Origin of the sequence: Exiguobacterium sp. s131 (assembly GCF_018617345.1) — a bacterium.
Classification (GTDB): domain Bacteria; phylum Bacillota; class Bacilli; order Exiguobacteriales; family Exiguobacteriaceae; genus Exiguobacterium; species Exiguobacterium profundum.
Genome location: NZ_JACSJX010000001.1, coordinates 511,570 through 535,206, shown reverse-complemented (window position 1 = coordinate 535,206; position 23,637 = coordinate 511,570). Strand labels below are relative to the sequence as shown.

At 44.9% G+C, this 23,637-nt stretch carries 31 protein-coding genes; 2 read left to right on the top strand and 29 right to left on the bottom strand.

Annotated elements, in window-relative coordinates:
- Positions 1 to 70: 70 nt before the first annotated feature.
- The 18 genes from KNO69_RS02810 to KNO69_RS02725 all read right to left on the bottom strand — a co-directional run bounded on the left by KNO69_RS02810 (position 71) and on the right by KNO69_RS02725 (position 13,781).
- Entirely contained in the window at positions 71 to 1,183 is a 1,113-nt protein-coding gene (locus KNO69_RS02810) for a M14 family metallopeptidase (protein ID WP_214730388.1), read from the bottom strand.
- 86 nt (positions 1,184 to 1,269) lie between these two features.
- Positions 1,270 to 1,668, bottom strand: coding sequence for a hypothetical protein (locus tag KNO69_RS02805; protein ID WP_078147379.1), 399 nt, complete (start codon positions 1,666 to 1,668; stop codon positions 1,270 to 1,272).
- 113 nt (positions 1,669 to 1,781) lie between these two features.
- The gene (locus KNO69_RS02800) at positions 1,782 to 2,249 is read right to left on the bottom strand and encodes a flavodoxin family protein (RefSeq protein WP_214815982.1); all 468 of its coding nucleotides are present in this window, start codon (positions 2,247 to 2,249) and stop codon (positions 1,782 to 1,784) included.
- Positions 2,250 to 2,305: 56 nt separating this feature from the next.
- Positions 2,306 to 2,746, bottom strand: coding sequence for a hypothetical protein (locus KNO69_RS02795; protein WP_214815979.1), 441 nt, complete (start codon positions 2,744 to 2,746; stop codon positions 2,306 to 2,308).
- Complete coding sequence (locus KNO69_RS02790) at positions 2,743 to 3,393, bottom strand: SIMPL domain-containing protein (protein WP_214815975.1); 651 nt, start codon at positions 3,391 to 3,393, stop codon at positions 2,743 to 2,745. The genes KNO69_RS02795 and KNO69_RS02790 overlap by 4 nt, the downstream gene beginning before the upstream one ends.
- A gap of 33 nt (positions 3,394 to 3,426) precedes the next feature.
- Positions 3,427 to 4,170 (bottom strand): hypothetical protein, encoded by a 744-nt coding sequence (locus tag KNO69_RS02785; RefSeq protein WP_214815972.1) that lies wholly within the window; start codon positions 4,168 to 4,170, stop codon positions 3,427 to 3,429.
- A complete protein-coding gene (locus KNO69_RS02780) occupies positions 4,167 to 4,709 on the bottom strand; it encodes an RNA polymerase sigma factor (RefSeq protein ID WP_214815969.1) in 543 nt (180 codons plus the stop codon). The genes KNO69_RS02785 and KNO69_RS02780 overlap by 4 nt, the downstream gene beginning before the upstream one ends.
- 115 nt (positions 4,710 to 4,824) lie before the next feature.
- Positions 4,825 to 4,995 (bottom strand): hypothetical protein, encoded by a 171-nt coding sequence (locus KNO69_RS02775; protein ID WP_214815966.1) that lies wholly within the window; start codon positions 4,993 to 4,995, stop codon positions 4,825 to 4,827.
- Positions 4,996 to 5,017: 22 nt separating this feature from the next.
- The gene (locus KNO69_RS02770; protein ID WP_168169856.1) at positions 5,018 to 5,554 is read right to left on the bottom strand and encodes a DUF2812 domain-containing protein; all 537 of its coding nucleotides are present in this window, start codon (positions 5,552 to 5,554) and stop codon (positions 5,018 to 5,020) included.
- Entirely contained in the window at positions 5,551 to 5,874 is a 324-nt protein-coding gene (locus tag KNO69_RS02765) for a PadR family transcriptional regulator (RefSeq protein WP_214730386.1), read from the bottom strand. Before KNO69_RS02765 ends, KNO69_RS02770 begins: the two co-directional genes overlap by 4 nt.
- A 233-nt stretch (positions 5,875 to 6,107) precedes the next feature.
- Complete coding sequence (locus tag KNO69_RS02760; RefSeq protein ID WP_214815963.1) at positions 6,108 to 8,678, bottom strand: ABC transporter permease; 2,571 nt, start codon at positions 8,676 to 8,678, stop codon at positions 6,108 to 6,110.
- Entirely contained in the window at positions 8,675 to 9,358 is a 684-nt protein-coding gene (locus tag KNO69_RS02755) for an ABC transporter ATP-binding protein (RefSeq protein WP_074033830.1), read from the bottom strand. Before KNO69_RS02755 ends, KNO69_RS02760 begins: the two co-directional genes overlap by 4 nt.
- Before the next feature lie 92 nt (positions 9,359 to 9,450).
- Complete coding sequence (locus tag KNO69_RS02750; RefSeq protein ID WP_214815960.1) at positions 9,451 to 10,455, bottom strand: sensor histidine kinase; 1,005 nt, start codon at positions 10,453 to 10,455, stop codon at positions 9,451 to 9,453.
- A 1-nt stretch (position 10,456) separates the two neighbouring features.
- On the bottom strand, positions 10,457 to 11,137 hold the full coding sequence (locus tag KNO69_RS02745) for a response regulator transcription factor (protein ID WP_214815957.1): 681 nt from the start codon (positions 11,135 to 11,137) through the stop codon (positions 10,457 to 10,459).
- 120 nt (positions 11,138 to 11,257) lie between these two features.
- Positions 11,258 to 11,749, bottom strand: coding sequence for a hypothetical protein (locus tag KNO69_RS02740; RefSeq protein WP_214815953.1), 492 nt, complete (start codon positions 11,747 to 11,749; stop codon positions 11,258 to 11,260).
- Between the two features lie 33 nt (positions 11,750 to 11,782).
- Entirely contained in the window at positions 11,783 to 11,953 is a 171-nt protein-coding gene (locus KNO69_RS02735) for a hypothetical protein (protein ID WP_214815950.1), read from the bottom strand.
- 121 nt (positions 11,954 to 12,074) lie between these two features.
- On the bottom strand, positions 12,075 to 13,082 hold the full coding sequence (locus KNO69_RS02730) for a tRNA dihydrouridine synthase (protein WP_374193976.1): 1,008 nt from the start codon (positions 13,080 to 13,082) through the stop codon (positions 12,075 to 12,077).
- 84 nt (positions 13,083 to 13,166) lie between these two features.
- Complete coding sequence (locus KNO69_RS02725; protein ID WP_214690597.1) at positions 13,167 to 13,781, bottom strand: TetR/AcrR family transcriptional regulator; 615 nt, start codon at positions 13,779 to 13,781, stop codon at positions 13,167 to 13,169.
- A gap of 201 nt (positions 13,782 to 13,982) precedes the next feature.
- Between KNO69_RS02725 and KNO69_RS02720 the strand changes: the two genes are divergently transcribed.
- Both KNO69_RS02720 and KNO69_RS02715 read left to right on the top strand, forming a co-directional pair.
- Complete coding sequence (locus KNO69_RS02720; protein WP_214687293.1) at positions 13,983 to 14,927, top strand: DUF5692 family protein; 945 nt, start codon at positions 13,983 to 13,985, stop codon at positions 14,925 to 14,927.
- Between the two features lie 103 nt (positions 14,928 to 15,030).
- On the top strand, positions 15,031 to 15,558 hold the full coding sequence (locus tag KNO69_RS02715; protein ID WP_214815947.1) for an AAA family ATPase: 528 nt from the start codon (positions 15,031 to 15,033) through the stop codon (positions 15,556 to 15,558).
- On the opposite strand, the gene KNO69_RS02710 is transcribed toward KNO69_RS02715, so the two are convergent.
- The 11 genes from KNO69_RS02710 to rlmD all read right to left on the bottom strand — a co-directional run bounded on the left by KNO69_RS02710 (position 15,550) and on the right by rlmD (position 23,603).
- On the bottom strand, positions 15,550 to 15,990 hold the full coding sequence (locus KNO69_RS02710; protein ID WP_214815944.1) for a hypothetical protein: 441 nt from the start codon (positions 15,988 to 15,990) through the stop codon (positions 15,550 to 15,552). The genes KNO69_RS02715 and KNO69_RS02710 overlap by 9 nt on opposite strands.
- A gap of 71 nt (positions 15,991 to 16,061) precedes the next feature.
- Positions 16,062 to 16,595 carry a GNAT family N-acetyltransferase gene (locus tag KNO69_RS02705; RefSeq protein WP_214815941.1) on the bottom strand — a complete coding sequence of 178 codons (534 nt, stop codon included), beginning with the start codon at positions 16,593 to 16,595 and terminating at the stop codon, positions 16,062 to 16,064.
- Positions 16,592 to 17,032: a dihydrofolate reductase family protein gene (locus KNO69_RS02700; RefSeq protein ID WP_251124850.1), complete on the bottom strand. Its 441-nt coding sequence runs from the start codon at positions 17,030 to 17,032 to the stop codon at positions 16,592 to 16,594. Before KNO69_RS02700 ends, KNO69_RS02705 begins: the two co-directional genes overlap by 4 nt.
- Positions 17,025 to 17,183, bottom strand: coding sequence for a hypothetical protein (locus tag KNO69_RS15300; protein ID WP_251124849.1), 159 nt, complete (start codon positions 17,181 to 17,183; stop codon positions 17,025 to 17,027). The genes KNO69_RS02700 and KNO69_RS15300 overlap by 8 nt, the downstream gene beginning before the upstream one ends.
- 252 nt (positions 17,184 to 17,435) lie before the next feature.
- Complete coding sequence (locus KNO69_RS02695; protein ID WP_251124848.1) at positions 17,436 to 18,143, bottom strand: Crp/Fnr family transcriptional regulator; 708 nt, start codon at positions 18,141 to 18,143, stop codon at positions 17,436 to 17,438.
- A gap of 64 nt (positions 18,144 to 18,207) precedes the next feature.
- Positions 18,208 to 18,441 carry a heavy-metal-associated domain-containing protein gene (locus tag KNO69_RS02690; RefSeq protein WP_074033862.1) on the bottom strand — a complete coding sequence of 78 codons (234 nt, stop codon included), beginning with the start codon at positions 18,439 to 18,441 and terminating at the stop codon, positions 18,208 to 18,210.
- 65 nt (positions 18,442 to 18,506) lie between these two features.
- Positions 18,507 to 18,806, bottom strand: a complete 300-nt coding sequence (locus tag KNO69_RS02685; protein WP_214815938.1) for an iron-sulfur cluster repair di-iron protein, ric — start codon at positions 18,804 to 18,806, stop codon at positions 18,507 to 18,509.
- A gap of 33 nt (positions 18,807 to 18,839) precedes the next feature.
- Complete coding sequence (locus KNO69_RS02680) at positions 18,840 to 19,073, bottom strand: heavy-metal-associated domain-containing protein (RefSeq protein WP_054788693.1); 234 nt, start codon at positions 19,071 to 19,073, stop codon at positions 18,840 to 18,842.
- Between the two features lie 193 nt (positions 19,074 to 19,266).
- Entirely contained in the window at positions 19,267 to 21,120 is a 1,854-nt protein-coding gene (locus tag KNO69_RS02675; RefSeq protein ID WP_214815935.1) for a heavy metal translocating P-type ATPase, read from the bottom strand.
- Positions 21,121 to 21,627: 507 nt separating this feature from the next.
- A complete protein-coding gene (locus tag KNO69_RS02670; protein ID WP_214817801.1) occupies positions 21,628 to 21,918 on the bottom strand; it encodes a recombinase family protein in 291 nt (96 codons plus the stop codon).
- Between the two features lie 326 nt (positions 21,919 to 22,244).
- Complete coding sequence (gene rlmD, locus KNO69_RS02665) at positions 22,245 to 23,603, bottom strand: 23S rRNA (uracil(1939)-C(5))-methyltransferase RlmD (protein ID WP_214815932.1); 1,359 nt, start codon at positions 23,601 to 23,603, stop codon at positions 22,245 to 22,247.
- Positions 23,604 to 23,637 lie beyond the last annotated feature (34 nt).

The following is a 23,637-nucleotide window of genomic DNA, read 5'->3' as shown; positions in this document are numbered from 1 at the left end:
CTCCACAGTCATTATTTAGCGAAAACACTCACAACCTCATTATTCCCTATTCCGACTTCGAGAAACCCTCTTATGTGTCGCGCCAGAGCGCTTCACCTTTTAGATAACCTTCAACGGCTTTCGCTCCTTCTCGTAAAACAGCTTCTCGCCAATCCGCGTTTTCCGGATAGAACATCGCCATGAATTCGTTTTGAATACTGTTTCGTGCCTCAGGGTCCTTTGTCCCTTCAAAGTACAGCCGGTTCTCTAAAATAATCGTTAAAAATTCACGGATGGATGCTTTTGTCGACGTCCCAAACGTACCGAATTCAAATAAGGCAGAAACGAGACCCTTGTCCGGGTATTCCGTATCGCGCACGTAGTAAAAATGATTCGTCGAATCTCCGAGTACCTCGTCCGGGTCATACACGTTGACGTTGTCTAGACCGTACGCTTGTTTTAACTCATCTTCCGTGCGACCGTCCCGTTTGCTGATGACCATCGTCACCTCGTTCGTCGGTCCGAGTGCGGTATGCCAATCGAGATGGACGACTTTTCCATAGCGCTCAAGTAAATCATGTTGAATTCCCTTCAAAAAGATGGCGGACGGTTCGTCTTCTTCTCCCCCGTAATACACCCCTTTCGGGAATTGATATTGCCCCATCCCTTTTGCACCACTCATCGCTTTGAAGCCATCAAGCTTAATTCCAGAGCCGAGAAATGAATAGATCTGTTCACGTGCCTCATGATAGTCGTCAATTACTCCGTCCGGTACGAAGAGATGGCGCATCAGCTCATATTCACGGTTCACGTTATACGGGACCGCTTCACGATCAATGACGTAATTTCGGTTCAAATCGACATTGTGTTCATTGACACGTCGAAAGTGTTTCATCCCCCATGGATTGACAGCATGGATGAGACAAATTCCCGTCGTCTCATGACGGACATGCGCGAGTTGTGTTTGAACAAATTGATGGGTCACCGCGGCGCCCGCATACCCTTCAATTCCATGTTCCCCGATTGTCATGAGAATCATCGCTTTTCGTTCTCGTTTCGGCTCCCCTAAAATGACGTCGATACTCTCGTCCCCAATCGAGTGTGTCAACAACTCCGCTTTCGGATAAAATCGCTTCACTTCAGACAGTAAATTCAAGAACTTCTCTCGCGACTCTTCGTAAGATGATGAAAAATACTGGCTCATCGCACTCTCCTCCAATCTCTCTTCTCTCTATCCTTTCCCATCCTGAGGCAATCTAAAAACGCCTCCTTTGAGAGGAAACATTTCAATCAAGGGGTGCGGATTCGTTTCGAATGTTGACGTCGGAATGCCATCATATAAAAGATCGGCCCAATTAAAACGGCACCGAATAACCAATAGAGCCCCGCATTCGCATACAGTCCTTCGAAAGAACGGAACACCCAAGCGAGAATGGTGAAGGCGACCATCAACTCGATGGTCCACAATAGCCCACGACGAACCGCTAGGAAGACCGTGTTCGTTTTTTGGAAGAAGGCTGCGACGAACGCAATCAAGAATGCAGGAAAACTCGAGAGCCACAACATTCGATTCAGCGAACTTTCAGCAAAGTACGAGTTGCCGAGAGACACGGTGATCAGAAAATGCATCAAGAGGACAAGCACGACGACAATCCAACCGACCAATACATCCCGTTCCATTTTTTTCATCACAACCAGCTTCCTCTCTGAAGAGTTGAATACTATATATTTACCCGTTTTTCATTTCTTCTCGTCCGCTTCAAGAAAAAAACGCACTCTGTTCTCAGAATGCGTTCCGTGTATTATCCGACCAACTCCCGCGCCCATGCTTTCGCGCGTTCGAGTTCGCCTTCCTTCAACACCTCCGTCGTCCCATCGACGAGGAACGACTCTTTCTGGACATCCGTCGCCCCTTTTTCAATCATTTCCCCTTCGACTCGATTGACGGCATGACCGAACCAATCGATGATTTTACCAAGAATCGGATTCTGTTTCTCCTTGACGACACTCGTGTCAAAGGCAGCCGTCCGTTTCCCTCGTAACGCATTGTCCGAAATTCCGTCCAAAAACACTTTAATGTCTTCCGTTTCGTATCCCCCATGTGTCGGTGAGCCGATGACGACCAGGTCGACATGCGCTAAGTCGCCTAATCCAATATTCAACACATGTTCCATACGTGTCTCATGGTCTTTCGACAGTTCCTCTTGCATCGCATGGGCAATCTTTTCAGTATGACCATATAGTGAGTCAAAAATAATCAAGATGTTCATGATAAATCCCCCTTTACCGAACCTTTCTTTATTCCCGTTCCCATTTCTCCGTTCGTTCATGCTTCTTTTTGGTACAGCGAACTTCGCTTGAAGAACGACCAACTTATCATGATGATGCCCATCCCGAGCAGCAAATAGCCGAAGAAGGTGATAAAATCACGTGAATGATACGGTGCTTCGAATCGATACTCCGCTCGCTTCCACTCCGAACCGTCCTCGACCGCAATGACGTCTTCCACAGACTCCCCGTCGACTTCACGGTACACCGTCCCAATCGGATATTCGTTCGAGGCATTTCCGTAATACCGTCCCGTCTCGTCGTTGACCGTCGTTTCCACTTCACCGATCACGTCACCGAGTGCACCCTCCTCGATCGTTGTGTCGAGCACTTCATATGCGTTTCGGTCGAACACGACAAATATATATGCGTAGGAAAGAGCGGATACAGGTAACGCAATCGAAAGTGAAAGGAGAATCAAAAGAGTCAGTCGCCTCATTTTAAACTCCAGATGAACGTCGCCGAATCACTGACGTCAATATCATCCGGTTCGAGTTCAGGCATCCGTGATTCCGAATAGACGACGTCCTGACTATAGAGGACGTTTGTAGGCGAGAACAGGTGAATCTCTCCCCATGTGTAGTCAATTTGAAGCAAGTCTCCGAGTTCGGCGCCTGCTCCTTTTGCAAGAAGCTCTGCTCGTTTTTTCGCATTCTCCGCGGCACTCACCAATAGCTGATCCTCGATCGCATTCGGGTCTTTCATCGTAAAGCGAATGGAGAGTTTCGGATTTGCCCGAGATTGACTGATTTGTTCGATGACGTCCGATAGTTTAGACGTATCGAGCGCAAATTCGAGCTTCGTCTTCTGTTTACAGACATATCCGACAAACCGCGACCGATAATTCTCATCTCCATCACGATAGCTCTCGTATTCCGTATCAATCGAAAAGTCACTCGTTTTGAGGTCCGTCTTGTCAAACCCTGCACGCGTGATGGCTTTTTGAAGATGGGACACCGCACTTGTCGCCTCAGTCATCGTATCTTCGTACCGTGGCGCTTTCGAGACGAGATCCATGTGAATCACAATCAAATCCGGTCGAGATGAGACGTTCCCCGTCCCTTTTACGGTAATCTTTCGTTCCATATCCATTTCCCCCTTATCGATTTGAGTTCTCCATTATTCTGAAAATCGCGTCATCATCCAGTCCTCTACTTCATCGAGTGAGTCCACACCTTGTAAGGACGGGTAAGCATCCCGCTCGAACAAGAGTCCGTTCGGAGTATCTAAAAATAGATAACGCTCCCCATCCGGAAAACCGTAATCGGCAATATCTTTCAATCGGAGCGTGGCATCATTTTGTTCCCAGACAAACTCGTCATCATATGGAATCGGCATGAAAATTCCTTCCATGCCCTGTTTCACGTGCGAGATAACACTCATATGTTCTGCCTGTCCAGTTTCCCCAATTGCATCGGCACGAACAATCAAATCTCGCCCGATTTGCACATCCCCTCGATACACATTAGATACGTGTATCGTGATAAGTGACTGATATTCGGTCTCTCCATTGAAATCAATCTCGATATGTCGAATGTTCGTGACCGTTCCTCGGACCACGACCGGATTCCATTTCGAAAAGAGTTCATCTTCGGTCATGTCCATCATATTTTCCTCGGAAATATCTGATGTCACTTTTGATTGGTCGACAATGTGAACGGAATTCGCAGTGGAATCCGTAGATAATGGGATGCGTTCGTTCCAGACATTCGATGTGAAGAGCATGAATCCCGCAGCGACAGCGATGAGGAGTCCTGCTCCCCATTTCAGTCGTTGATAAGGTTTTCGCTCTATCATCATCGATTCCTCTATGTACCGGTCATCGACTTCCCCGAGTAGTCGAAGGATCTGCTCACTTTTCATACGCGAACTCCTTCTGCTTCAAGCGCTCGCTGTAACGCATCCCGCGTGCGCTTCAAGGTCATTTTGACATGGCTCTCACCGAGCTGATGTGTCGTTGCAATTTCTTGAATCGAGTGTAAATAGAAATAACGTTGCATGAACATCACCCTTGTCAGTCGAGGTAGGTCTGCTAGAAATTCATTCAACACGTCGACGAGGTCTTCGTCTTTCATCGATTCCGTAAGGACATGTTCTAGTTCTTCATAGACGAGCGGTACTTCCCCACCACCACGTCTTTTTGCATGATTCTTCTTATAACGCTGTAGTGCGAGATTTCGCACGATCTTCGTCAAATACGCTCCGAGTCGAAGCGGACGTGTCGGCGGGATCGACTCCCACGCTTTCATATATAAATCGTTCAAACACTCCTCTGTGTCTTCGCGATTCTGTAGAATATTATAAGAAACACGATGACAATAGCTTCCGTATTTCTTCTTCGTAGCGACAATCGCATACTCCGATCGTTCCCAGTACCAATCGATGATGACCTGGTCATCCATCCAGTTACCCCCTTCGTAATAACCCCTCTATAACTATAGACCCCAATCTCATATCATTCGTCACAATCTATCAAAAAAACCTCGTCGTCGAGACGAGGAATGTTACCCTGATTCATCATTTCTTCCAAATCGATACGGCAAGTCCGCCAATGTAGCCAATCATCGCCCCGCTCGCAATCCCATATACCAGCTCGATATCGAAGAAGAACGAGAGAACCACACCGAGTGTCGTTCCCGCAATCAATCCGAAACAAATGATACAGTCTTTCCATTCTGGTGAATCCATCTTGCTCCTCCTAACCATGCGCTCAATCTGACGACTTCATCTCTCCAATCGCTTTGAGACCTTTTAGTGTCCTGACTTTCCGAGTATGATGTTGTACCGCATAAGCCAACATTGCGACGACAGCTATGTTCAATAGGACGGTCCACTGCGCATATGGATTGGAAAGATTCGCTATCACCACAACAAAGTTAGCGAGCCCCACTGCGCCATACAGTTGGATGATTCGTTTTTCTCGCTGAATCATCGAATCAAAATCCGAATACAATTGGAACGGTCCGTCACTCGTTCGTTTTCGCAAGAAAATCCACCGATACGACGTGTCGACCACTTCGATGCCCACTTCATCCAGGAATGCCATATACGCCTTCGACTCGGGATGCGAAGGTAAGTTAGACAATAGTTCGATTCGATACGTGTACGTTCCGGGTTCGACTTGTTTGAACACATATCGCATCAAACGAAAGGATTCGAGTGCCCATCCGCTTTGAGCCATCTCGTTGAGCCACTTCTCTTCCTTCTCATAATCAACAAAGATGCGATAAATCGTTTTCGTCTTCATGTGTCCAACCCCTTCGTCCATTCATGACCATGTCGCACCAGTTCTTCTAGCCGATTTAATTCTGACCGGAGTGCCTTCCGACCCGCTTCCGTGATCTCATACTCTTTCTTCCGCCCCGTACCTTCGAGCGCCTGAATCCATCCTCGCTCTACTAGACTACTGAGGGCGCCGTATAACGTACCTGGAGCGAGTTGAACCCGCCCATTGCTCAATTCTTGCACGAATTGCATTATCCCATACCCATGCCTCGGGACTTGCAGAGATAATAATATATAATAAACCGCCTCGGTTAATGCGCCTGTACTTGACTGTTGTGTCACGTATCCCGCTCCTTTATGTCGTTATTCGTTATATCGTCATCCGATATATCAAAAATATCCTATTTTTGGTTAATTAACAAGAGCTGTGACAAAATATTTTTATTTTGGTCGTTCTTCGTATCGTTTTGGCAATCGTGTTTTGTTTGTCATGACATCATAAAAAAGGGACTCAGCATGTACTGAGCCCCTTGTTGTGTACTTCATGGTTTATTATGAATTTTTCAATAATCTACTTAATCATTTTCTTGTTTCAATCGGTCGATAATGTTATCTTTCTTTATTTTTGAAACGGAATATAGCATCGAGGCACCCACAATCATGAAAATCATGATGACGACAAACAAAATGCTATTCCACGGCAAGGTAAACGGAGCATCAAACGTATTGATTTGCGCTCGATAGATGAGGTACATGATAAGAAGACTGACGGGAATCCCATACGCAAGGGCTTTCACCCCATAAAAAATGCTTTCATAGTACACCATCTTATTGAATCCTTTCGGTGTCATCCCAACTGAACGAAGCATCGCAAACTCACGACGACGAAGTGAGACGCTCGTTGAAATCGTATTAAAAATGTTCGCAATCGAAATTAGCGAAATTAGCACGATAAACCCATACACAAATATTGATAAAAGTAACAACATCTGTTCTTGTTGTTCCCGTTGTTCCGATACGTTAAAGACATACAAATCCAAATTCTGTTCCGCTTCAATCACTTGTTGTGTGTCCTCGGGATCATCTGTATTCAACGCGATTGACGGACTCGATTGTTTCATCAAATCCCCGATTGCGTCTTCTTCAAACGTCCCTTCTCGTACTATCACATCGAGCCATCCAAGAGAACCTGTCATCACACCGGTCGGGGCGATATCTGTCATAGCACCAATTTGAATCGTTCTAAGCGGTGCCGCGTCGCCCGTTGCATTCTCGTCCCTCAATTCAAACGTATCACCGATTTCTGCTTCGACCGTCTCTGAAGTGATGAATTTTTTCTGATCCATGTCTTGATACGAGATCTCATCAATCAAGACGGCTCCTGGTACGTCCCCGTCTTCAAAACGACTGACAGGCGCTCCGATTTGTTTCAAGTACGCATTGAAACTTTCATCATCTAATTGATAGAGGGATACGTAGTACATAAATTTTCCGTCAACAAACGACGATGCCAAATTCTCGTTCTCGATAATTGCACTCGGTAATTGAGATTTGCTGACCATCGTTTGGACCGTTGCATTTTCAAAATATGTTCCGTTCGTCACATAATCTAACGATTCATAACGTCGTAAATCATTTTGATCAAGCGTTGAACCATTCACAAGAATATCGAAATCATAGTCTGCTTGAGACATGTCAAGGGACTGTTCGAGACGATCAGTGAAGTAACTGACCACTAAAAACAGGACGATACTGATGACGAGCGAGAAGACGGTAACCAGATACCGTTTACGGTTGCGCTTCGTATTCTTCAACCCAATCTCTGCTTCTAAACCGAAAAGACGACGAACTAGTTTTGACGTCTTCACTTGTTTTGACGTCAATCGTACATCTTGCGTTTGACGAATGGCGTCAATCGCAGAAATCTTTGAGGCTCGACGCGCCGGAAGATAGCAGGAAATGAAAATGGTTACGCTCGAAATAAAGAGAGTTAATAGTAAAGTAATCGGTGTGACGACAACTTCAAACTTCTCCGTCACGTTTAACGCTTTTTCGGCAAATGCATTGATGAATAGGAATGTGAACGCAATACCCGTAACCCCCGCCAGGATACCGAGTGGAATGCTAATTCCCCCAATAACCATCCCTTCAAAATAGACCGAGTTCCGCTTTTGTCGCTTCGTAGCCCCGACACTTGCCAACATTCCGAGGTAACGAGAACGCTCCGACACACTGATGGCGAATGCGTTATAGATTAGAGAAATCGAACCGATCACAATGACCGCCATGATGATTCCACCAAATCCATATAGCGTTTTACGCAAGCCATCGTCATTTGTCACTCCATAATAACGAAGCAACGAGGAATTATAGGCGACACGTTCTATGTTCTGTTCGGTCATCAACTGTTTCGCTTCCGAATAAATCGAGTTGTCTACATCGTTCAAGGCGACGAACGTATCGACTTTTGCTCCATTCAATTCTTGATCATCGATGAATCCGACGACTGTATACCCTGGCGACCAAGTCGGTTCCCAGTCAGGTCGAGCCATCGTTCCAACAACCGTCAATGTCACCGTATCCTCAATGTTTAATTGTTCGAGAATCGTCTCATCTTCTCGGATCAAACCATCATTTTGTGTCAACACGTAACCTGATGACGGATCAATCCGCTCTCCAATCTCCAGTGTCAATTCATCACCGATGTTATAGGTGACGAGGGCATTTTGGCGAATCCCTTCCGAAATGACGACTTCGCCTTCTTTTTCCGGTAGACGCCCCTCAGTCAAGTCAATCGGAAAACTCTTCAATCCGGATGTGTTATAGTTTCGAACATATAAGTATGGTTTGTAAGCATTTTGTGACTCTTCTAGTTGAGCATAACCATCATTTGAAAGGATGACAGCCTTCGTGTTCGCATCATCCCGAATAGCTTCGACTTGCTTTTCGTTTGTATCTAGATACTGAACATGCCATTCTCCGTTATCTGCAATGTCTTGACGAATCATCAAATCCAAAAAAGAAGATCCGAGCGTTGTGACAGCTGTAATCATCGATACAGAGATGATAACTCCGATGATTGTAACAAGCGAGCGTCGTTTGTTCTCGCGCAAATGCCGAAGTGTCATTTTATTGATGATGTTCATGCGCGGACGACCTCATTCTTCGCAATCTTGCCATCTTCAATCGAAATGATACGATCCGCCTGTAAGGCAATCCGCTCGTCATGGGTAATGATGATGAGCGTTTGATTGAATTTCTTATTGAACAGTTTTAACAGGCTCATGATTTCTTCACTATTTTGACTATCCAAGTTTCCTGTCGGCTCGTCGGCTAAGATAATAGCTGGATTACTAATCAGTGCCCGCCCGATGGAAACGCGCTGCTGTTGCCCGCCCGATAATTGATTTGGTAAATGGGTCAATCGGTTTGACAAGCCCAAGATACCGATGATGCGTTCCAAGTGCGCGATATCCACTTTTTGTTCATCTAATAGCATCGGTAACGTGATGTTCTCTTCGACCGTTAAAATCGGAATCAAGTTATAAAACTGATAAATCAAACCGATCTGTCGACGACGGAAAATGGCAAGCTGCGTCTCGTCCAATGCATAAATGTCTGTTTGATCAATCAACACCTGTCCACTCGTCGGCACATCGACACCACCAAGTAAATGCAACAATGTCGATTTCCCCGAACCCGAAGGCCCGACGATACAGACAAATTCACCTTTCTTCACCGTGAACGAGACGTCATCGAGCGCTCTGACCTCCATCTCGTCCTTGCCGTATACTTTCGATAAGTTTTGCACTTCTAATATGTTCATGTTTGCACCCTCCAGTACTTGATCTACTTCGAGTGTACCGAGTGAGTGTGACTCGTCTGTGACTCGAAAGTGACGATTTCGTCACTTAGCGGTCAGACAACTGCTTTATAGAAGCGAACATGAAAATCCGTTCCGACCCCAGGTTCGCTTCGAACAGTCAACTCACCTTCCTGGCTCATAATGATACTGTGTGCCATGGCAAGCCCAATCCCGACACTTTCTTCGCTCGCATTCACACCTTTATAAAACCGTTGGAAAATGTACGGGAGGTCTTGTTTTGCGACGCCAATCCCCGTGTCACGAATCACAATTTCTGTATACAGCGTATTTTCACTGAACTCGATGAATACATCGCCCTGTTCCGGCGTATGCTCCACGCAATTTTTTAAGATGTTGATGAGTGCCTCTGTCGTCCACTTCAAATCACCCTCGAATGTAACATCTTTTTCGCCTTGAACGTGAAGTCGTTGCATTTTAATATCAATCGGTACGAGCATCGGTTCCGCTACGGCTTCAATGAGCGCAGGGACAGATACCAATTCGCGCTTGAAATGTATTGTCCCGGCATCAATTTTTGATAGTTTGAGAAGAGAAGACAAGAGCCACTCCATTCGTTCAAGTTGTACTTGTATGTTATGGGTGAATTCTTGACGCTTTTCCTCGGATAGACGAGGGTCACTGAGGAGATCCGCCATGACGGTCATCGAGGTGAGCGGTGTCTTCAATTGATGGGAGATATCGGAGATCGCATCCGTTAACTTCTGTTTATCTTCTTCAAGATGCGCTCCTTGTTCAGATAGCATTTTCGTCACTTTGTAGAGTTGGCTCTTTAACAAACTGAGCTCCCCTTCGCGATTATCACGGACATCCAATGTATAGTTGCCATTACTGATTTCTTGAAGATATCCCGAGAGCTGCTCGATTTCTCGATAACGCCATGCCGTGAAACGATACGTAACGCCGAAAAGTATGATTGCTAATAGGACGACCAGAACGGCCGCCTCTATGGACATGAATAAGAAGGCAATACCTACAGCTATTCCAATGAAAAATAGACAAGTGAACAAGTATATTCTTATTTCTTGGTTTCGCAACATATTAACGCCCCACCTTGTATCCGATTCCACGCACCGTCGTAATAAGCATCGGATGTTGTGGATCATCCTCTAGTTTCTCGCGGAGTCGCTTAATATAAACGGTCAACGTATTATCGTTCACGAATTCCCCACCCACATCCCAAATCTGATCGAGTAGCTGGGTCCGTGACAACACTTGCCCTTTATGCCTCCCAAAGATGAGCAACAAACGATACTCGAGCGCTGTCAACAAAATTTCGTTCCCATTCTTTTTTACTTTTGCATCTTGCGTATTGATTTCAACTGGACCAATCGTCAACAGAGGCGAGCGTACGTTTTTATTGTATCGACGAAGTACCGAGTGAATTCGTGAAACGAGTTCTCGGACACGGAACGGTTTCGTGATGTAGTCGTCCGCTCCCATATCGAGTCCCATCACCACATTCACTTCATCATCGAATGCCGTCAGAAAGATGACAGGGATGTCTTGTTGTTGCTTCACGAGCCGACATAAGTCATATCCACTCCCATCTGGCAGTGACAAATCAAAGAGGCATAAATCAATTGTATGTAACTGTTGTTCAATCATAAGCGTCGCGTCAGCCACGTTTTGGCATAACGTTGTTCTAAATTGTTCTTGTTCGAGTGAATATTGGAGACCGGAGGCGATCGTCCGGTCGTCTTCTACGATTAGAATATGCATGGTATTCCCTCCTGACTCTTCTCCCCATAATATAGCAGTCTTTATTCAAGTGAGGTGAGAAATCAAAAATCCCTAACGAGAAATCTCGTCAGGGAGGACAATACGTTATTTGCACGCGGATTAGGATGTTGTAACTCGAAGGCACTCCGGTCGTACGAATCCGACTTCGCCTAAGAATCGTAATGCATCTATCGTCAACTCGTCGAGCTTGATGGATTGAACTTTCGGCTCGGTCTGTTCATCGACCCACACTTTCCAAATCTCGACTTCCTCCGCCGTCTTCAAATGGTCGGTTATATACGCGACGAGCTGTTCGGCTCTCGCATCGGAATAACGCCAACGCAACTCTACTACGTGCGGTTTTGAAGAATAAGCCTCGACGTTCTCCACGGCATAATAGAGACTATGTTTAATCTCAATCTCGTCAAGTTGCTCTTCCGACTCGACGTTCATCAAAATCTTTTCATCACGGTCGAGGTCCTCGACGTCTGTCAGAATGTCAGGCAACACGAAGCCTTTTTGGATGGCCTCGTTGATAGATAAGAACTCACCATATGGATTTTCGACTTCTTTTAGTGGGTGATCGCTCACAATAAATTGGAATTCACTCATGTAAAAGCCCCCTCTTGTTTTAGTGATGGGTCGCTATCGTTTGATCGCACGAATGGATATGAAAAGACCAATCATATATCCGATGATTGAACCGATGACAATCCCGTATATAAAAGGAAAATCAACTAATGAAGAGATGACGATTCCGCTAACCGTGCCAAATACAAGTCCTAGCCCGACTGCTGATTCGCGCCATTCGCTCATCTTCCCCCCTCCTCTTCTTTCCACTCATTACATACGAATCAGCCAGATTAAACGTTTCATCGTCATCTACTATTTTTCATATAAAAAAGGGACCCAGTATTCACTGACCCCCTTCAAAAAACTATTCGACTGTCGAGACCGCCTCAGCGAGTGCTGCCTCTTCTTCATGATATTTCTCGACAAAGGCATCGAGTAACGCTCGTACCTCATCCGTCGATTTCGTTTCCATCAAGTTATGGCGTAGCTCGCTCGCCCCACGGAATCCTTTGACATAAATCTTGAAGAAACGGTGCAAGTTCGAAATCGAACGCGGCACGTCTTCTTGGAATTTATCCTGAAGGTCCAGTTGCAGACGCAATAGATCAAGGTGTTCTTCCATCGAGTGTTCGCGAGGCTCTTTCTCGAACGCGAACGGGTTCTTGAAAATCCCGCGACCGATCATGACACCATCGACCCCGTATTTCTCAACGAGCTCGAGTCCCATTTGACGGTCGAGGATGTCCCCGTTGATGGTGATGAGCGTATCCGGGGCGATCTCGTCCCGCAACTTCACGATGTCCGGGATCATTTCCCAGTGCGCGTCGACTTTACTCATCTCATTGCGCGTGCGCAAGTGAATCGACAAGTTGGCGATGTCTTGTTTCAAGAGATGCGTCAACCAGTCACGCCACTCATCGAGCTTCGCGTAGCCGAGTCGCGTTTTGACGCTGACAGGGAGACCACCGGCTTTTGCTGCTTGAATGAGCTCAGCCGCAACTTCCGGACGGAGAATAAGACCGCTCCCCTTCCCACGTTTCGCCACGTTCGGGACCGGGCAACCCATATTGATATCGAGTCCTTTATAGCCCATCTCGGCCATCCCGATACTCATTTGACGGAAATATTCCGGATTGTCTCCCCAGATGTGGGCGACCATCGGCTGTTCGTCCTCAGTGAACGTCAAACGACCACGGAGGCTACCTTTTCCTTCCGGATGGCAATAGCTGTCCGAGTTCGCGAATTCTGTGAAGAAGACGTCCGGGCGTCCCGCATGGGCGACGACATGACGGAAGACGACATCGGTCACATCTTCCATCGGGGCAAGTATAAAGAACGGACGCGGAAGGTCGCGCCAAAAGTTTTCTTTCATCGTAAAATCAGTTCCTTTCATCCATACAGTCCAACAAAATCACTCATCTATTCTATTATGTCCGTCGGATTGTATCAACTGACATTACTCATGATCCGTTTCTTTCGAGCGAATGAGTTGAAAAAAGTGCGGGAATCCTTCGGTCAATAAGTAATGAAGCACACGATTCGTGTATTCCGGTTCAATCGTTCCCGTGCGAAGTAGCGTCTGGAGCACCATCCCGTCAATCCCGGCCATCGTCCATGTGGCGACCGCCTGAGTCATCGGCCCTTGCTCGACTCCGTAAGCCCGTACAAAGATCGCCTCAATCCGTGTAATCCAGTCTTGATATTTCTCTCTGAACTTTTGTTCGATGTCCTCATTGCCAATCATCGCTTCGTGGGCGAGATAAAATTGAAGTCGGCTCTCCGCATCTTTTTGAAGGCGCTCCTGCATACCTTCATAGATTTCCTGAATAATCACCGCCGCTTCCTTTCGATCGTCATGGGAGACGGTCTCAATGCGTTTTACCTCACCGAGCCCCTCGTCCATCACGTCATATAGAATCGCCTCTTTAGACGTGTAGTAATGATAAATCGCACCCGTACTGAATCCGGCCCGCTCCGCAATCCCTCGGAGCGTCGTGCCTTTGATGCCCTGTTCGACGATGATTTCACGCGCAGCTTGTAAGATTTTCAACTTTCCTTCGTTCATCATCATCTCGCACCCTCCTCTGTTTTCAACGCTCATTATACCATAATGATGTGGCAAACTTTCGACACTTCCACGTGAGCTCCCACCCCCTATTGACAGCGCTTACAATGATTTGTTACACTTTTCACATAAACATAACGAACGTTCGGTATGTTTAGTCATTGCATTTATTTCTGTTTATCTCATTTTCGAAAGGAGTGTCATGTTATGTTTTTCTTCGAATCAATGCCTTGGTATAACGTCGTCATGTGGTTCGTCGTCCTTGGACTGCTGATGGGGTTTAACGAGTTCGTCCGTTCTGGTAAACGGGCGAGCCAACTTATGTTCATGGCGTTACCGATCGCACTGACTCCAATCTGGTTGTTTGTCGTCGATTCGGAAATCACGTCGTGGTTCCATTGGGTGAAGGTGTATTCGGCACTCGCCGGCGCGCTCATCTACATGGTCATCCGCTTCACGAACTACCATAAGAAACATCCTTGGTATTTAGTACTCGTCCCGGCCATTCTTGCCATCAATATCATGGAGGCCGTTATACGGGAGTTTCAAGTCGGCTTCATGGGATTTGATGGAGTCGTCGACGGTATGAATTACATCTCCGGTGGGTGGAACTACGTCAACGCCTTCGCCGGAATTTTGAACATCCTCACCATTTGTGGCTGGTTCGGCATCTTTGCGACGTCCGGTAAGCGAGTCGATATGATTTGGCCGGACCAGACGAAATTGTGGATCATCGCATATGGGATTTGGAACATCTCCTACGTCTATTCGTGTGCACCAGGTAACGCGTTTTATTCCGGATTTGCGTTAAACATTGCCGCGACCATCCCTGCTCTCCTTTGGGCGAAAGGAACATGGATGCAGAACCGTGCCCAAACGCTCTCGATTTGGATGATGTGGGTTATGACCTTCCCTTACTTCTTTGCGGTCGGCAGTACGTTCAATGTGAGCGTCTCTTATAATCCGGCAGCGAACTGGACGCTCGCCCTCATCAGTCTCGCCCTCAACGTCGTGCTCGCCGTCATGCAGGTTTCACGTATTATGAAACGACGTCTCAATCCGTTGAAAGACGAGATGTGGACCGATACCGAAGAATACAAACGAGTCGATGCGTTACGAGAAACAGAATCCCCTAATCCTAAGACAGCATGACAACACCCCATAGTAGATGGAATTCGAATTCCGCTACTATGGGGTGTTTTTTGTAGGACTCCATTGTAGTCATAGAGAATATAAACACGAAAGGATGATGACAATGATTTTGTGGATTAACGGCGCATTCGGTTCTGGCAAGACAACCTGTGCCAAGATACTTGAGAAACAATTGCCGAACGCGTTTCTCTATGACCCGGAGCAGGCTGGCTTTTTCATTCGGGACCAATTGCCGAAAAGTCTTCAACAGTCCGATTTTCAGCACCATCCGGAATGGAGGGAGTTCAACTATCGAATGCTGTCGAAGATTGCCACGTCCTTCGATGGGGTCATCCTCGTTCCGATGACACTGGTGGACGCAACGTATGTAGACGAAATCATCGGTCGACTTCAGCGAGACGGCGTCGACGTACGTCACCTCATCCTTGAAGCGAATCGACAGACGCTCGTGAAGCGACTGAATAAACGCTTCGAATGGTTCAACTCTTGGGGCAAAGCGCAGATCGACCGCTGCCAGTCCGCATTCGAATCTGACATCCGTGCAGAAAAAATTATAACGGACCATCGCTCGAAGTCAGATGTTGCGCGAGCGGTCGCCGATCACGTCGGTCTCACACTTTCCTCAAAATGATTCAGATTCATACATCGCTTCGACCGACTCGTCTTCCCATCGAATGACGAGCTCGCTTGCATGGGAAAGATTCAACTCCACCGTCTCACATGTCGTATCCGTCAACCACATGCAGCGGAACAACAGTTGCCGATATCCGTACAATTCATCGACGATCTCGAAGCGCCCCATTTTAACGAACTGGCTCAACTGTTCAATCGGACATACCGAATAAGTGGATTCACCAAAGCGAACGAGCGACGAAAAATCCCGGTCTACGTTCGAGATGGTCACGACGGCACGTCCCGTCCATACCGCTTCCTTTTTGAACAAGTCACGGATCCCATCCATAAAGACGAGACGGATTGTCGAACCCGTCACAGTCGCTTCTGTGATGACCGCATCATGCAGGGAAAGCGGGACGTTACGGTTTCGCATCGTATATTGTTTCATCGAATTCCTCCTAAAGATTACTGTTATATTTTTCGTTCTCAATCACCTAATCAACATGAAGATGTTCCGATTTAGTATAAGTATCCTAATAAATCGAGCTTTCCTACCATCCATCGCTTATCCCCGACCGCTCGTACCATCAGTTCGTCAAATGATGTCTCACCAATCCCGCGTGTCGTCTGGTTCTCATCATTGATTTGAAGGCACGTGCATGTGTTGGATACCGTGTGAAACCCGATGCGTTCGTAAAGGTCTGGTTGGTCTGCGAATAACAGAAGAAAGTCGATTGAGTATTCTTTTCCGAGGGCAATGATTTCTTCCATCAGCGCCCGTCCGACCCCACGTCCCCGAACTTCTTCCCGGACACACAGATCGATGATGCCGAGCACGTGAATCGGTTCTCCGTTCATATTCATCACACGAAAGTCTAATCCGACTTGCCCAATGATCCGTTCGTCTTCATACGCAATCAGACGGAGATGAGGCAACTGCTTGAAGTAGCGACGATTCGGATAGATGGAAAGAAACGCGTGTTGCAGTAGCTCGGTCAACTCCTGATCCATCGATTCTGAAACGGTCATCTCGAGGTGTTGCTCGATTCTCATCCCTTCTCCCTTTCCAATTGAAGGCGCCCATACCGAACGACATGGACTCCGTTCGGCATCAGTTGTTGCTCGATTACATCGAGGTGTAGTGGCAAGATATTGCCGTCTGGGAAAAGTCGTTTGCCTGAACCGATGATGATGGGATATACAATCAGTCGAACTTCATCGATGAGGTCGTTCGCAAGTAACGTATGAACAAGTTCGCTGCTTCCCCAGACGTGTAAATCGGGTCCCTCTCCTTGTTTGAGTCGTCTCAACGCTTCGACCGGTTCTGTCAAAAATGTGGTCGCTTCCCTTCGTGAATCCTGTGATTGTCGTGTGACCACATACTTCATTGCCCGGTTGGCTTCCGGCCAGACGTCATCGTGATTCGGCCAATAGCTCGCCCATTGATCATATGTCTTTCGACCGAGCAACAAATCAAACTCACTATGCATTTGGGGTCCGAATCCAAATCCCAAGCTCTTGGCTCGAAAACGGCTCCGTCCATCCCCCATGCATGAAATCTCCACTCAAATCTTCTTCCTTCCCACCCGGTGCTTGAACCCGTCCAATGACAGATTGTTCAAGTACAATGATTTTCCTCATCTCCGATTCCCCTTTCGGCTGTTTGCAAAAAAAGCCCCCGATTGAGTCAATGAACTGAACCCTGAATGATAGACACTTGATAAAAAGTGCTCATTCAGGGTTCAGTTCACTTTTTGTAGATAAACATTGTTATATCAACAAAAATTAGCAATCCATTTTATATGCTAATTGGATTGCTAAAAGGTTTGTTATTTTATGTTTTGTACTATTAAACTTAACACGTTAGATGATGGCACGCTACTCTGCTTATATTCATTCAGTATGAAGTAACAATTGATCTAAATCCATTATTTTAATTTTCTTTTTCGGTAACTGTTTAATCAATCCAAGTTCTTCTAGAGTAGTAAATTTACGGCTGATTGTTTCTGGTGTGGTACCAAGATACGAGGCTAAATCCTTTTTGGACATTGGTAAGATAATCGTTGGACTATCGCCACTTCCCTTTTCAACATTCTCAGCTAAAAAGGATATAATGCGGGTTTCTACATTTTCAATCGCTACTTGTGTGGTTTGTTTTTCAGAATCCTTTAAACGCATCGTTACTTCTGACAGTATTTTTAATGAGATCTGCGGATATTCCACCAAATACTTCTGTAAATCACCTCGTTTAATTAAACAAATGGATGTATTTTGTAGTGCTTCCGCATAATTCTCATGAATACTTCCAGGTTGGAAAATGGCGACTTCACCTGTAAAATCACCAGGATTTAAAATGCGAACAAGTTGTTCTTTTCCAGAATCCGTTAAGCGGTAAATCCGAACCTTACCTGAATTGATAATATATAAGGTATCATCTTCCTCATCTGCACGGAATAACATTTCCCCTTTTTTAAGATGAAGTATCTTGGCAGATTCCGCAATCAAATCCATTTGTGAGTCTTCCAAATGGTTGAAAATGGGAACAATACGAATACATTCTGCATGTCCATGTTGGTGATGACAACATTGGTTTTGTTCCAAAATAACCTCTCCCTTTTATAAAAAGCCTAAGAGGGCATCCTAGGATTCCTTTCTATTCACTCGATTAAGCAGGTTTTACCTTTGATTTGACAACAGAATATCCTAAGTCTTCAATTGCCTTTTCGATATCGTTAATAGCGACTGCTTCTGAATCAAAATCTACTTTTACTTTACTTGCATTGAACATTACTTTCAAGCTATCTTGATTCACACCGTTTATTCCTTTCACCGCATTTTCAATCTTTTGGAGACAAGATGGGCAAGATAAGGTTTCTAATTGAATCGTTGCTTTTTGCATAAATCATTTCCCCCTTCATTTTTTAACGACCGTAAACCAATCTATTCTTTTGTTTATGAGTTCCTTTAAGCCTGATATGCTTTATCTACTTCTGATAACATCTCGAATGTGCCTGCATACGTTTCACATACATCTCCAGGAATGGTGTAGTTGTCTGTGATTTTTCGTAATTGAGCAAATTCAGCATCTAAGTCAGGTTTGTTCGTACCTGCGTCTTTTACTTTTCCACTAATTGTTTCAAACAATTCACGTACTTCAAAGGCTTCTGGGTGATTCTTACCATGGGCCAATGTAATTGCAGTGGTGTATAAATCAAGTTTTTCAAAATGGTTTGTTATTACTTCGTTAAATGTTTGTTCAGACATTATTCGTTCCCTCTTTCTTGTGATTTTTTGGTCTTAGGCCGATTTTACTTTTGATTTGACGACTGGATATCCTAAGTCTTCAATGGCTTTTTCGATATCGTTAATGGTGATCGTTTCTGAATCAAAATCTACTTTTACTTTACTAGCATTAAATAATACTTTTAAGCTATCTTGATTAACCCCGTTTAATCCTTTCACCGCATTTTCAATCTTTTGCATACAAGATGGACAAGATAGTGTTTCTAATTGAATAACTCCTTTTTGCATGAATTATTTCTCCTTTCATCTTATCTTTGATTTTTTTGTTTTCCCTCTTCTTTTTTTACAATTTAAGTATAGTTCAGGTTCAACGAAATGAAATTGATGCAAATCAAGTTTTAAGAAAAAGTAGGGGAGTATTTTGTTCTTCCTACCTGAATACTTCCCCTTTATCATTCATCAAGACTGGTTTCTATTAAAATTATTCTCTCAAACGGTATCGAAGCAATCTCATACCATTCAAGATGACTACTAAGATACTTGCTTCATGAACCAACATCCCGATTGACATATTCATCCATTCACTAAATAGTAGGCTGGCAAGTAAGACTAATACCACACCAACTGCTATGGTAATGTTCTGTTTCATGTTTCTTGAAGTTGATTTTGTTAAGCCTAATGCGTGTGGTAAACGACTAAAGTCAGAATTCATTAAAACAACATCTGATGTTTCAATTGCAACATCTGTTCCACTTCCCATGGCGATTCCGATATCTGCTAAGGCTAGTGAAGGACTATCATTCACTCCGTCACCGACAAAGGCAATGATCCCGCCTTCTGCTTGCATTTTTTCGATATAAGCAGATTTTCCTTCCGGTAGCATATGACCATGTGCTTCTGTTAACCCAAGTTCTCGAGCAACTAAATCTACGGTTCCTTGGTTGTCCCCCGAAAGAACGACAAGGTTTTTGACCCCTAGTTTTTTCAGTTTTTGAAGATCTTTTTTAACACCTGGACGGATTTGATCCCGAATACCCATCAGAACGTTTAATTCTCCGTCGACCGCAGTTAACACAAGAGAATTCCCATTTTTCTCAAAGCGTTCGACGTCTTTTTTAGCTTTTTCGCTTAATTTCACATTTTCCTTTTCCATTAAAGCTACGTTACCAACGGCTATACGATGAACACCTATTTTTGCTACAATTCCGCCACCTTTAACGACTTCGGTTTCTTCAACAGTAGAGAAAGTTGTCTCGCCAATATCCTGTAGGACAGCTTTCGCTAGTGGGTGGTCCGATTCACGCTCCACACTTGCTAAATATCCTAGAACCTCTTCAGTATTTTTTCCGTAAAATTCTTTTTCGGCAACTTCAGGGTTTCCTACTGTCAATGTTCCTGTTTTATCAAAAACGATAGTATCTACTCTGCTAAAGTCATTGATAACTTCACTACCTTTTAGAAGGACACCATTACGTGCACCGTTTCCGATACCGGCAACGTTGGATACAGGTACCCCGATAACTAATGCACCTGGACATCCTAAAACAAGAATCGTGATAGCTAGTTCAATATCTTTTGAGAAAAACCAAACAATAAAACCAAGGACTAACACAGCTGGTGTATAGTATTTTGAGAATCGGTCCATGAAACGTTCTGCTTCTGATTTGGAATCCTGCGCTTCTTCCACTAATTCTATAATTCTACCAAATGTTGTATCTTCTCCAACACGATCAGCTCGAATTTGGATCGTTCCATTTTCTAAGATAGATCCTGCAAATACTTCAGAATCAACCTTTTTACTTACAGGTAGCGATTCTCCAGTAATACTTGCTTCATTAATGTGACCTTCACCAATTAACACTGTTCCATCTACCGGAACTTTTGCACCCGTTTTAACTAATAAAATATCACCTTCGTCTACATCATCGACATCTACTTCTTCAAATTCTCCGTTTTCCATTTGCTTTAAAGCACTCTCTGGTGCCAGCTCTGTTAATTCTTTAATGGCAGAACGTGTTTTGTTCAAGGTACGTTGCTCCAAGTAAGAACCAAATAAGAATAAGAAAGTAACGATGGCTGATTCCTCATAATTTTGAATCAATACTGCCCCAATAACTGCAATGGTAACTAAAACATCAATACTGACAACTTTTACTTTTAATGCCTGATAGGCTTGAATCGCAATTGGTGCTACACCAAGAATAGATGCAATGATGAGCGACCAATTGAAAATGGCCATGTTGTCTAAGGAAAATCGTCCGAAGAATGCAAGTGCAATCAAAATTGCACTGATCAGTGTAATGGAATTCTTTTTACTTAATATATATCTTTGCATGTTGATTCCCTCCAATTTCATTTTCATTTGTATTCCTTGTTGATGACTCTAGCATAGGATGTTTCTATGAAATAAAAATTGATTCGAATCAAGTTCTATTGCAAAAGTGAAAAATTATAAAAGAACAGCATAACAAAACCAACTGTTTTACGGAACAACTCTTATATATTGTCGAACATACAATCACAAAAATTCATTATATTGTACATTCTTTATTCAGCAGGCTTTAGAAAAGCATTATAAACAGCAAACTAAACCGCTCGGAAAATGAATTGAACCCTGAATGATAGACACTTGATAAAAAGTGCTCATTCAGGGTTCAGTTCACCGGAGTAAAACCACTATTTTCTTGTAAAATACAAATCCATTCATCAATGGTAAAATTTTGTGCACTAGTTGGATAAAAATTTATTTCTTTTTTCAAATTATCGTCCTCCCTTTACATTATTTTTCTGTCAAAGTAAGTCGAACAAGCTTAGATTTTTATCAAATATTTTTTTCAGCTTATTATTTCTTTCTCTTCGAACTGTACTTCCTACTCTTTCTTTTTACACCATCATCAGTTTTCACAACATTGCTTCTATTCTTCTTTTCAATCTGCACCGCTTCAAATTGCTCTTTTGAAATGATTGCTGGATGATTATTTTCAGAGACATAATTCTCTTGATGTTCCCCGGCATTCCATAGCCTCACTACACCAATATATTTTTCATTGCTAAGCATGACATCAATGGTTCGTTTACTCCATTTTTCTTTCCCTGTTGGTGTTTGATATGCTCCCCAATAGAATAAACAGATTTGTTATTTCATCTGTCTACCTATTGGGAAGCATATCACTCTACGTTGATCAGGCATCTCCTTACCTCCTGGCACTTATGTTTTTTTAGACTAATAATATTCAATGCGATTTCTAACTATATGATTAGTCTAAATACAACACATTTTATGCCCTACATCTATTCTGTCAACTCCCCCCATCCAAAATCTATTCTATCAACTCAACCCCGATTTTCAGGGCATCTAAAGCCAATAATAAAAAGGGTCCCACCTGTTTATTAACATAAAATAAACTTAAGTGAAACCCTATAAACCTTGCTCTATCAATGCTTGAACAGCTAGTGTATTTATTCCCTAGACATCCACGCCACCGTCTCCACGTGCGCCGTATGCGGGAACATGTCGACTGGAGTCACTTCCATCAAGCGATAGCCACGGTCGGCGAGGTAACGCATATCGCGCGCTTGTGTCGCGACGTTACACGAGACGTATACGATTCGCTTCGGTCCCATCTCGACCATCGTCTCAAGGAACGACTCGGCACAGCCTTTTCGTGGCGGGTCGACGACGATGACGTCCGGATTCACACCGTCTTTCTTCCACTCTGGAAGCACATCTTCCGCTGCACCACATGCGTACGTCACATTATCGATCTCATTGACGAGCGCATTCTGTTTCGCATCCTCAATCGCTTCCGGTACGACTTCGACACCGTACACGTGCGCCGCCTTCCGAGCGAGGAATAGACTGATCGTCCCGATACCGCAATAGGCATCGACGACTTGTTCCGTACCTGACAGTTGTGCGTACTCCAACGCCTTCCCGTACAGCTTCTCCGTTTGAACCGGATTGACTTGAAAGAACGAGTGCGGAGAAATCGTGAACGTGAGTCCTGCGATTTTATCCTCAATCGTTTCGTGGCCATAGAGCAACTTGTTCGTCGCCCCGAGGATGACGTTCGTCTTGTCCGGGTTGACATTTTGCATGATCGACGTCACGCCCGGGAGACGCTCGACGATATCGGCGACGATCTCATTCACGCCTTTTAATTTCGTCGTCTTCGTGATGAGGACGATCATGAGTTCACCCGAATGGTACCCGTAACGGGCCATGACGTGACGGATGACCCCACGTCCTGTCTTCTCGTCATACGCCGGCACACCGCGAGCGTCCAACACATCACGGACAACTTGGATCGCCTGATCATTGCGCTCATCTTGAATCAAACATTCGCTCATCTCGACGATATCATGGGAACGAGGACGATAGAAGCCTGAAACGAGACGGTCTCCTTCTTGTTTGAACGGGACTTGCGCCTTGTTGCGGTAGCGCCAAGGTTCTGGCATCCCGATCGTGTCATGGACCGGCACGTCGAACTGACCAAGACGCTTGAGCGCATCGACGACACGTTCTCGTTTCTGGCGAAGTTGTCCTTCATAACTGAAGTGTTGCAGCTGACAGCCGCCACACTGATAAAAAATCGGGCACGGTGGCTCGACGCGGTCAGCGCTCGCTTCTTTCACGTTCAACAATCGGGCGAACCCGTACTGCTTGTTCGTCTTCGTCACGACGATTTCGACCGTCTCACCCGGTAACGCGTTCGGGACGAACAACGTATAGCCGTCGACACGTGCCACACCCGCCCCTTCATGGGTCAAGTCGTGGACGTGGACATCGAGACGATCATTCTTTTTCACTGGTAGCATACGAATGCTCCTTCCATTGCAAATAGGAATGACA

Coding starts and splice junctions, on each gene's coding strand:
- KNO69_RS02810 (WP_214730388.1), bottom strand. CDS start 1,183: ATGAGCCAGTATTTTTCATCATCTTACGAAGAGTCGCGAGAGAAGTTC.
- KNO69_RS02805 (WP_078147379.1), bottom strand. CDS start 1,668: ATGAAAAAAATGGAACGGGATGTATTGGTCGGTTGGATTGTCGTCGTG.
- KNO69_RS02800 (WP_214815982.1), bottom strand. CDS start 2,249: ATGAACATCTTGATTATTTTTGACTCACTATATGGTCATACTGAAAAG.
- KNO69_RS02795 (WP_214815979.1), bottom strand. CDS start 2,746: ATGAGGCGACTGACTCTTTTGATTCTCCTTTCACTTTCGATTGCGTTA.
- KNO69_RS02790 (WP_214815975.1), bottom strand. CDS start 3,393: ATGGAACGAAAGATTACCGTAAAAGGGACGGGGAACGTCTCATCTCGA.
- KNO69_RS02785 (WP_214815972.1), bottom strand. CDS start 4,170: ATGAAAAGTGAGCAGATCCTTCGACTACTCGGGGAAGTCGATGACCGG.
- KNO69_RS02780 (WP_214815969.1), bottom strand. CDS start 4,709: ATGGATGACCAGGTCATCATCGATTGGTACTGGGAACGATCGGAGTAT.
- KNO69_RS02775 (WP_214815966.1), bottom strand. CDS start 4,995: ATGGATTCACCAGAATGGAAAGACTGTATCATTTGTTTCGGATTGATT.
- KNO69_RS02770 (WP_168169856.1), bottom strand. CDS start 5,554: ATGAAGACGAAAACGATTTATCGCATCTTTGTTGATTATGAGAAGGAA.
- KNO69_RS02760 (WP_214815963.1), bottom strand. CDS start 8,678: ATGAACATCATCAATAAAATGACACTTCGGCATTTGCGCGAGAACAAA.
- KNO69_RS02755 (WP_074033830.1), bottom strand. CDS start 9,358: ATGAACATATTAGAAGTGCAAAACTTATCGAAAGTATACGGCAAGGAC.
- KNO69_RS02750 (WP_214815960.1), bottom strand. CDS start 10,455: ATGTTGCGAAACCAAGAAATAAGAATATACTTGTTCACTTGTCTATTT.
- KNO69_RS02745 (WP_214815957.1), bottom strand. CDS start 11,137: ATGCATATTCTAATCGTAGAAGACGACCGGACGATCGCCTCCGGTCTC.
- KNO69_RS02740 (WP_214815953.1), bottom strand. CDS start 11,749: ATGAGTGAATTCCAATTTATTGTGAGCGATCACCCACTAAAAGAAGTC.
- KNO69_RS02735 (WP_214815950.1), bottom strand. CDS start 11,953: ATGAGCGAATGGCGCGAATCAGCAGTCGGGCTAGGACTTGTATTTGGC.
- KNO69_RS02730 (WP_374193976.1), bottom strand. CDS start 13,082: ATGAAAGAAAACTTTTGGCGCGACCTTCCGCGTCCGTTCTTTATACTT.
- KNO69_RS02725 (WP_214690597.1), bottom strand. CDS start 13,781: ATGATGATGAACGAAGGAAAGTTGAAAATCTTACAAGCTGCGCGTGAA.
- KNO69_RS02720 (WP_214687293.1), top strand. CDS start 13,983: ATGTTTTTCTTCGAATCAATGCCTTGGTATAACGTCGTCATGTGGTTC.
- KNO69_RS02715 (WP_214815947.1), top strand. CDS start 15,031: ATGATTTTGTGGATTAACGGCGCATTCGGTTCTGGCAAGACAACCTGT.
- KNO69_RS02710 (WP_214815944.1), bottom strand. CDS start 15,990: ATGAAACAATATACGATGCGAAACCGTAACGTCCCGCTTTCCCTGCAT.
- KNO69_RS02705 (WP_214815941.1), bottom strand. CDS start 16,595: ATGAGAATCGAGCAACACCTCGAGATGACCGTTTCAGAATCGATGGAT.
- KNO69_RS02700 (WP_251124850.1), bottom strand. CDS start 17,032: ATGCATAGTGAGTTTGATTTGTTGCTCGGTCGAAAGACATATGATCAA.
- KNO69_RS15300 (WP_251124849.1), bottom strand. CDS start 17,183: ATGAGGAAAATCATTGTACTTGAACAATCTGTCATTGGACGGGTTCAA.
- KNO69_RS02690 (WP_074033862.1), bottom strand. CDS start 18,441: ATGCAAAAAGCAACGATTCAATTAGAAACCTTATCTTGCCCATCTTGT.
- KNO69_RS02685 (WP_214815938.1), bottom strand. CDS start 18,806: ATGTCTGAACAAACATTTAACGAAGTAATAACAAACCATTTTGAAAAA.
- KNO69_RS02680 (WP_054788693.1), bottom strand. CDS start 19,073: ATGCAAAAAGGAGTTATTCAATTAGAAACACTATCTTGTCCATCTTGT.
- KNO69_RS02675 (WP_214815935.1), bottom strand. CDS start 21,120: ATGCAAAGATATATATTAAGTAAAAAGAATTCCATTACACTGATCAGT.
- rlmD (WP_214815932.1), bottom strand. CDS start 23,603: ATGCTACCAGTGAAAAAGAATGATCGTCTCGATGTCCACGTCCACGAC.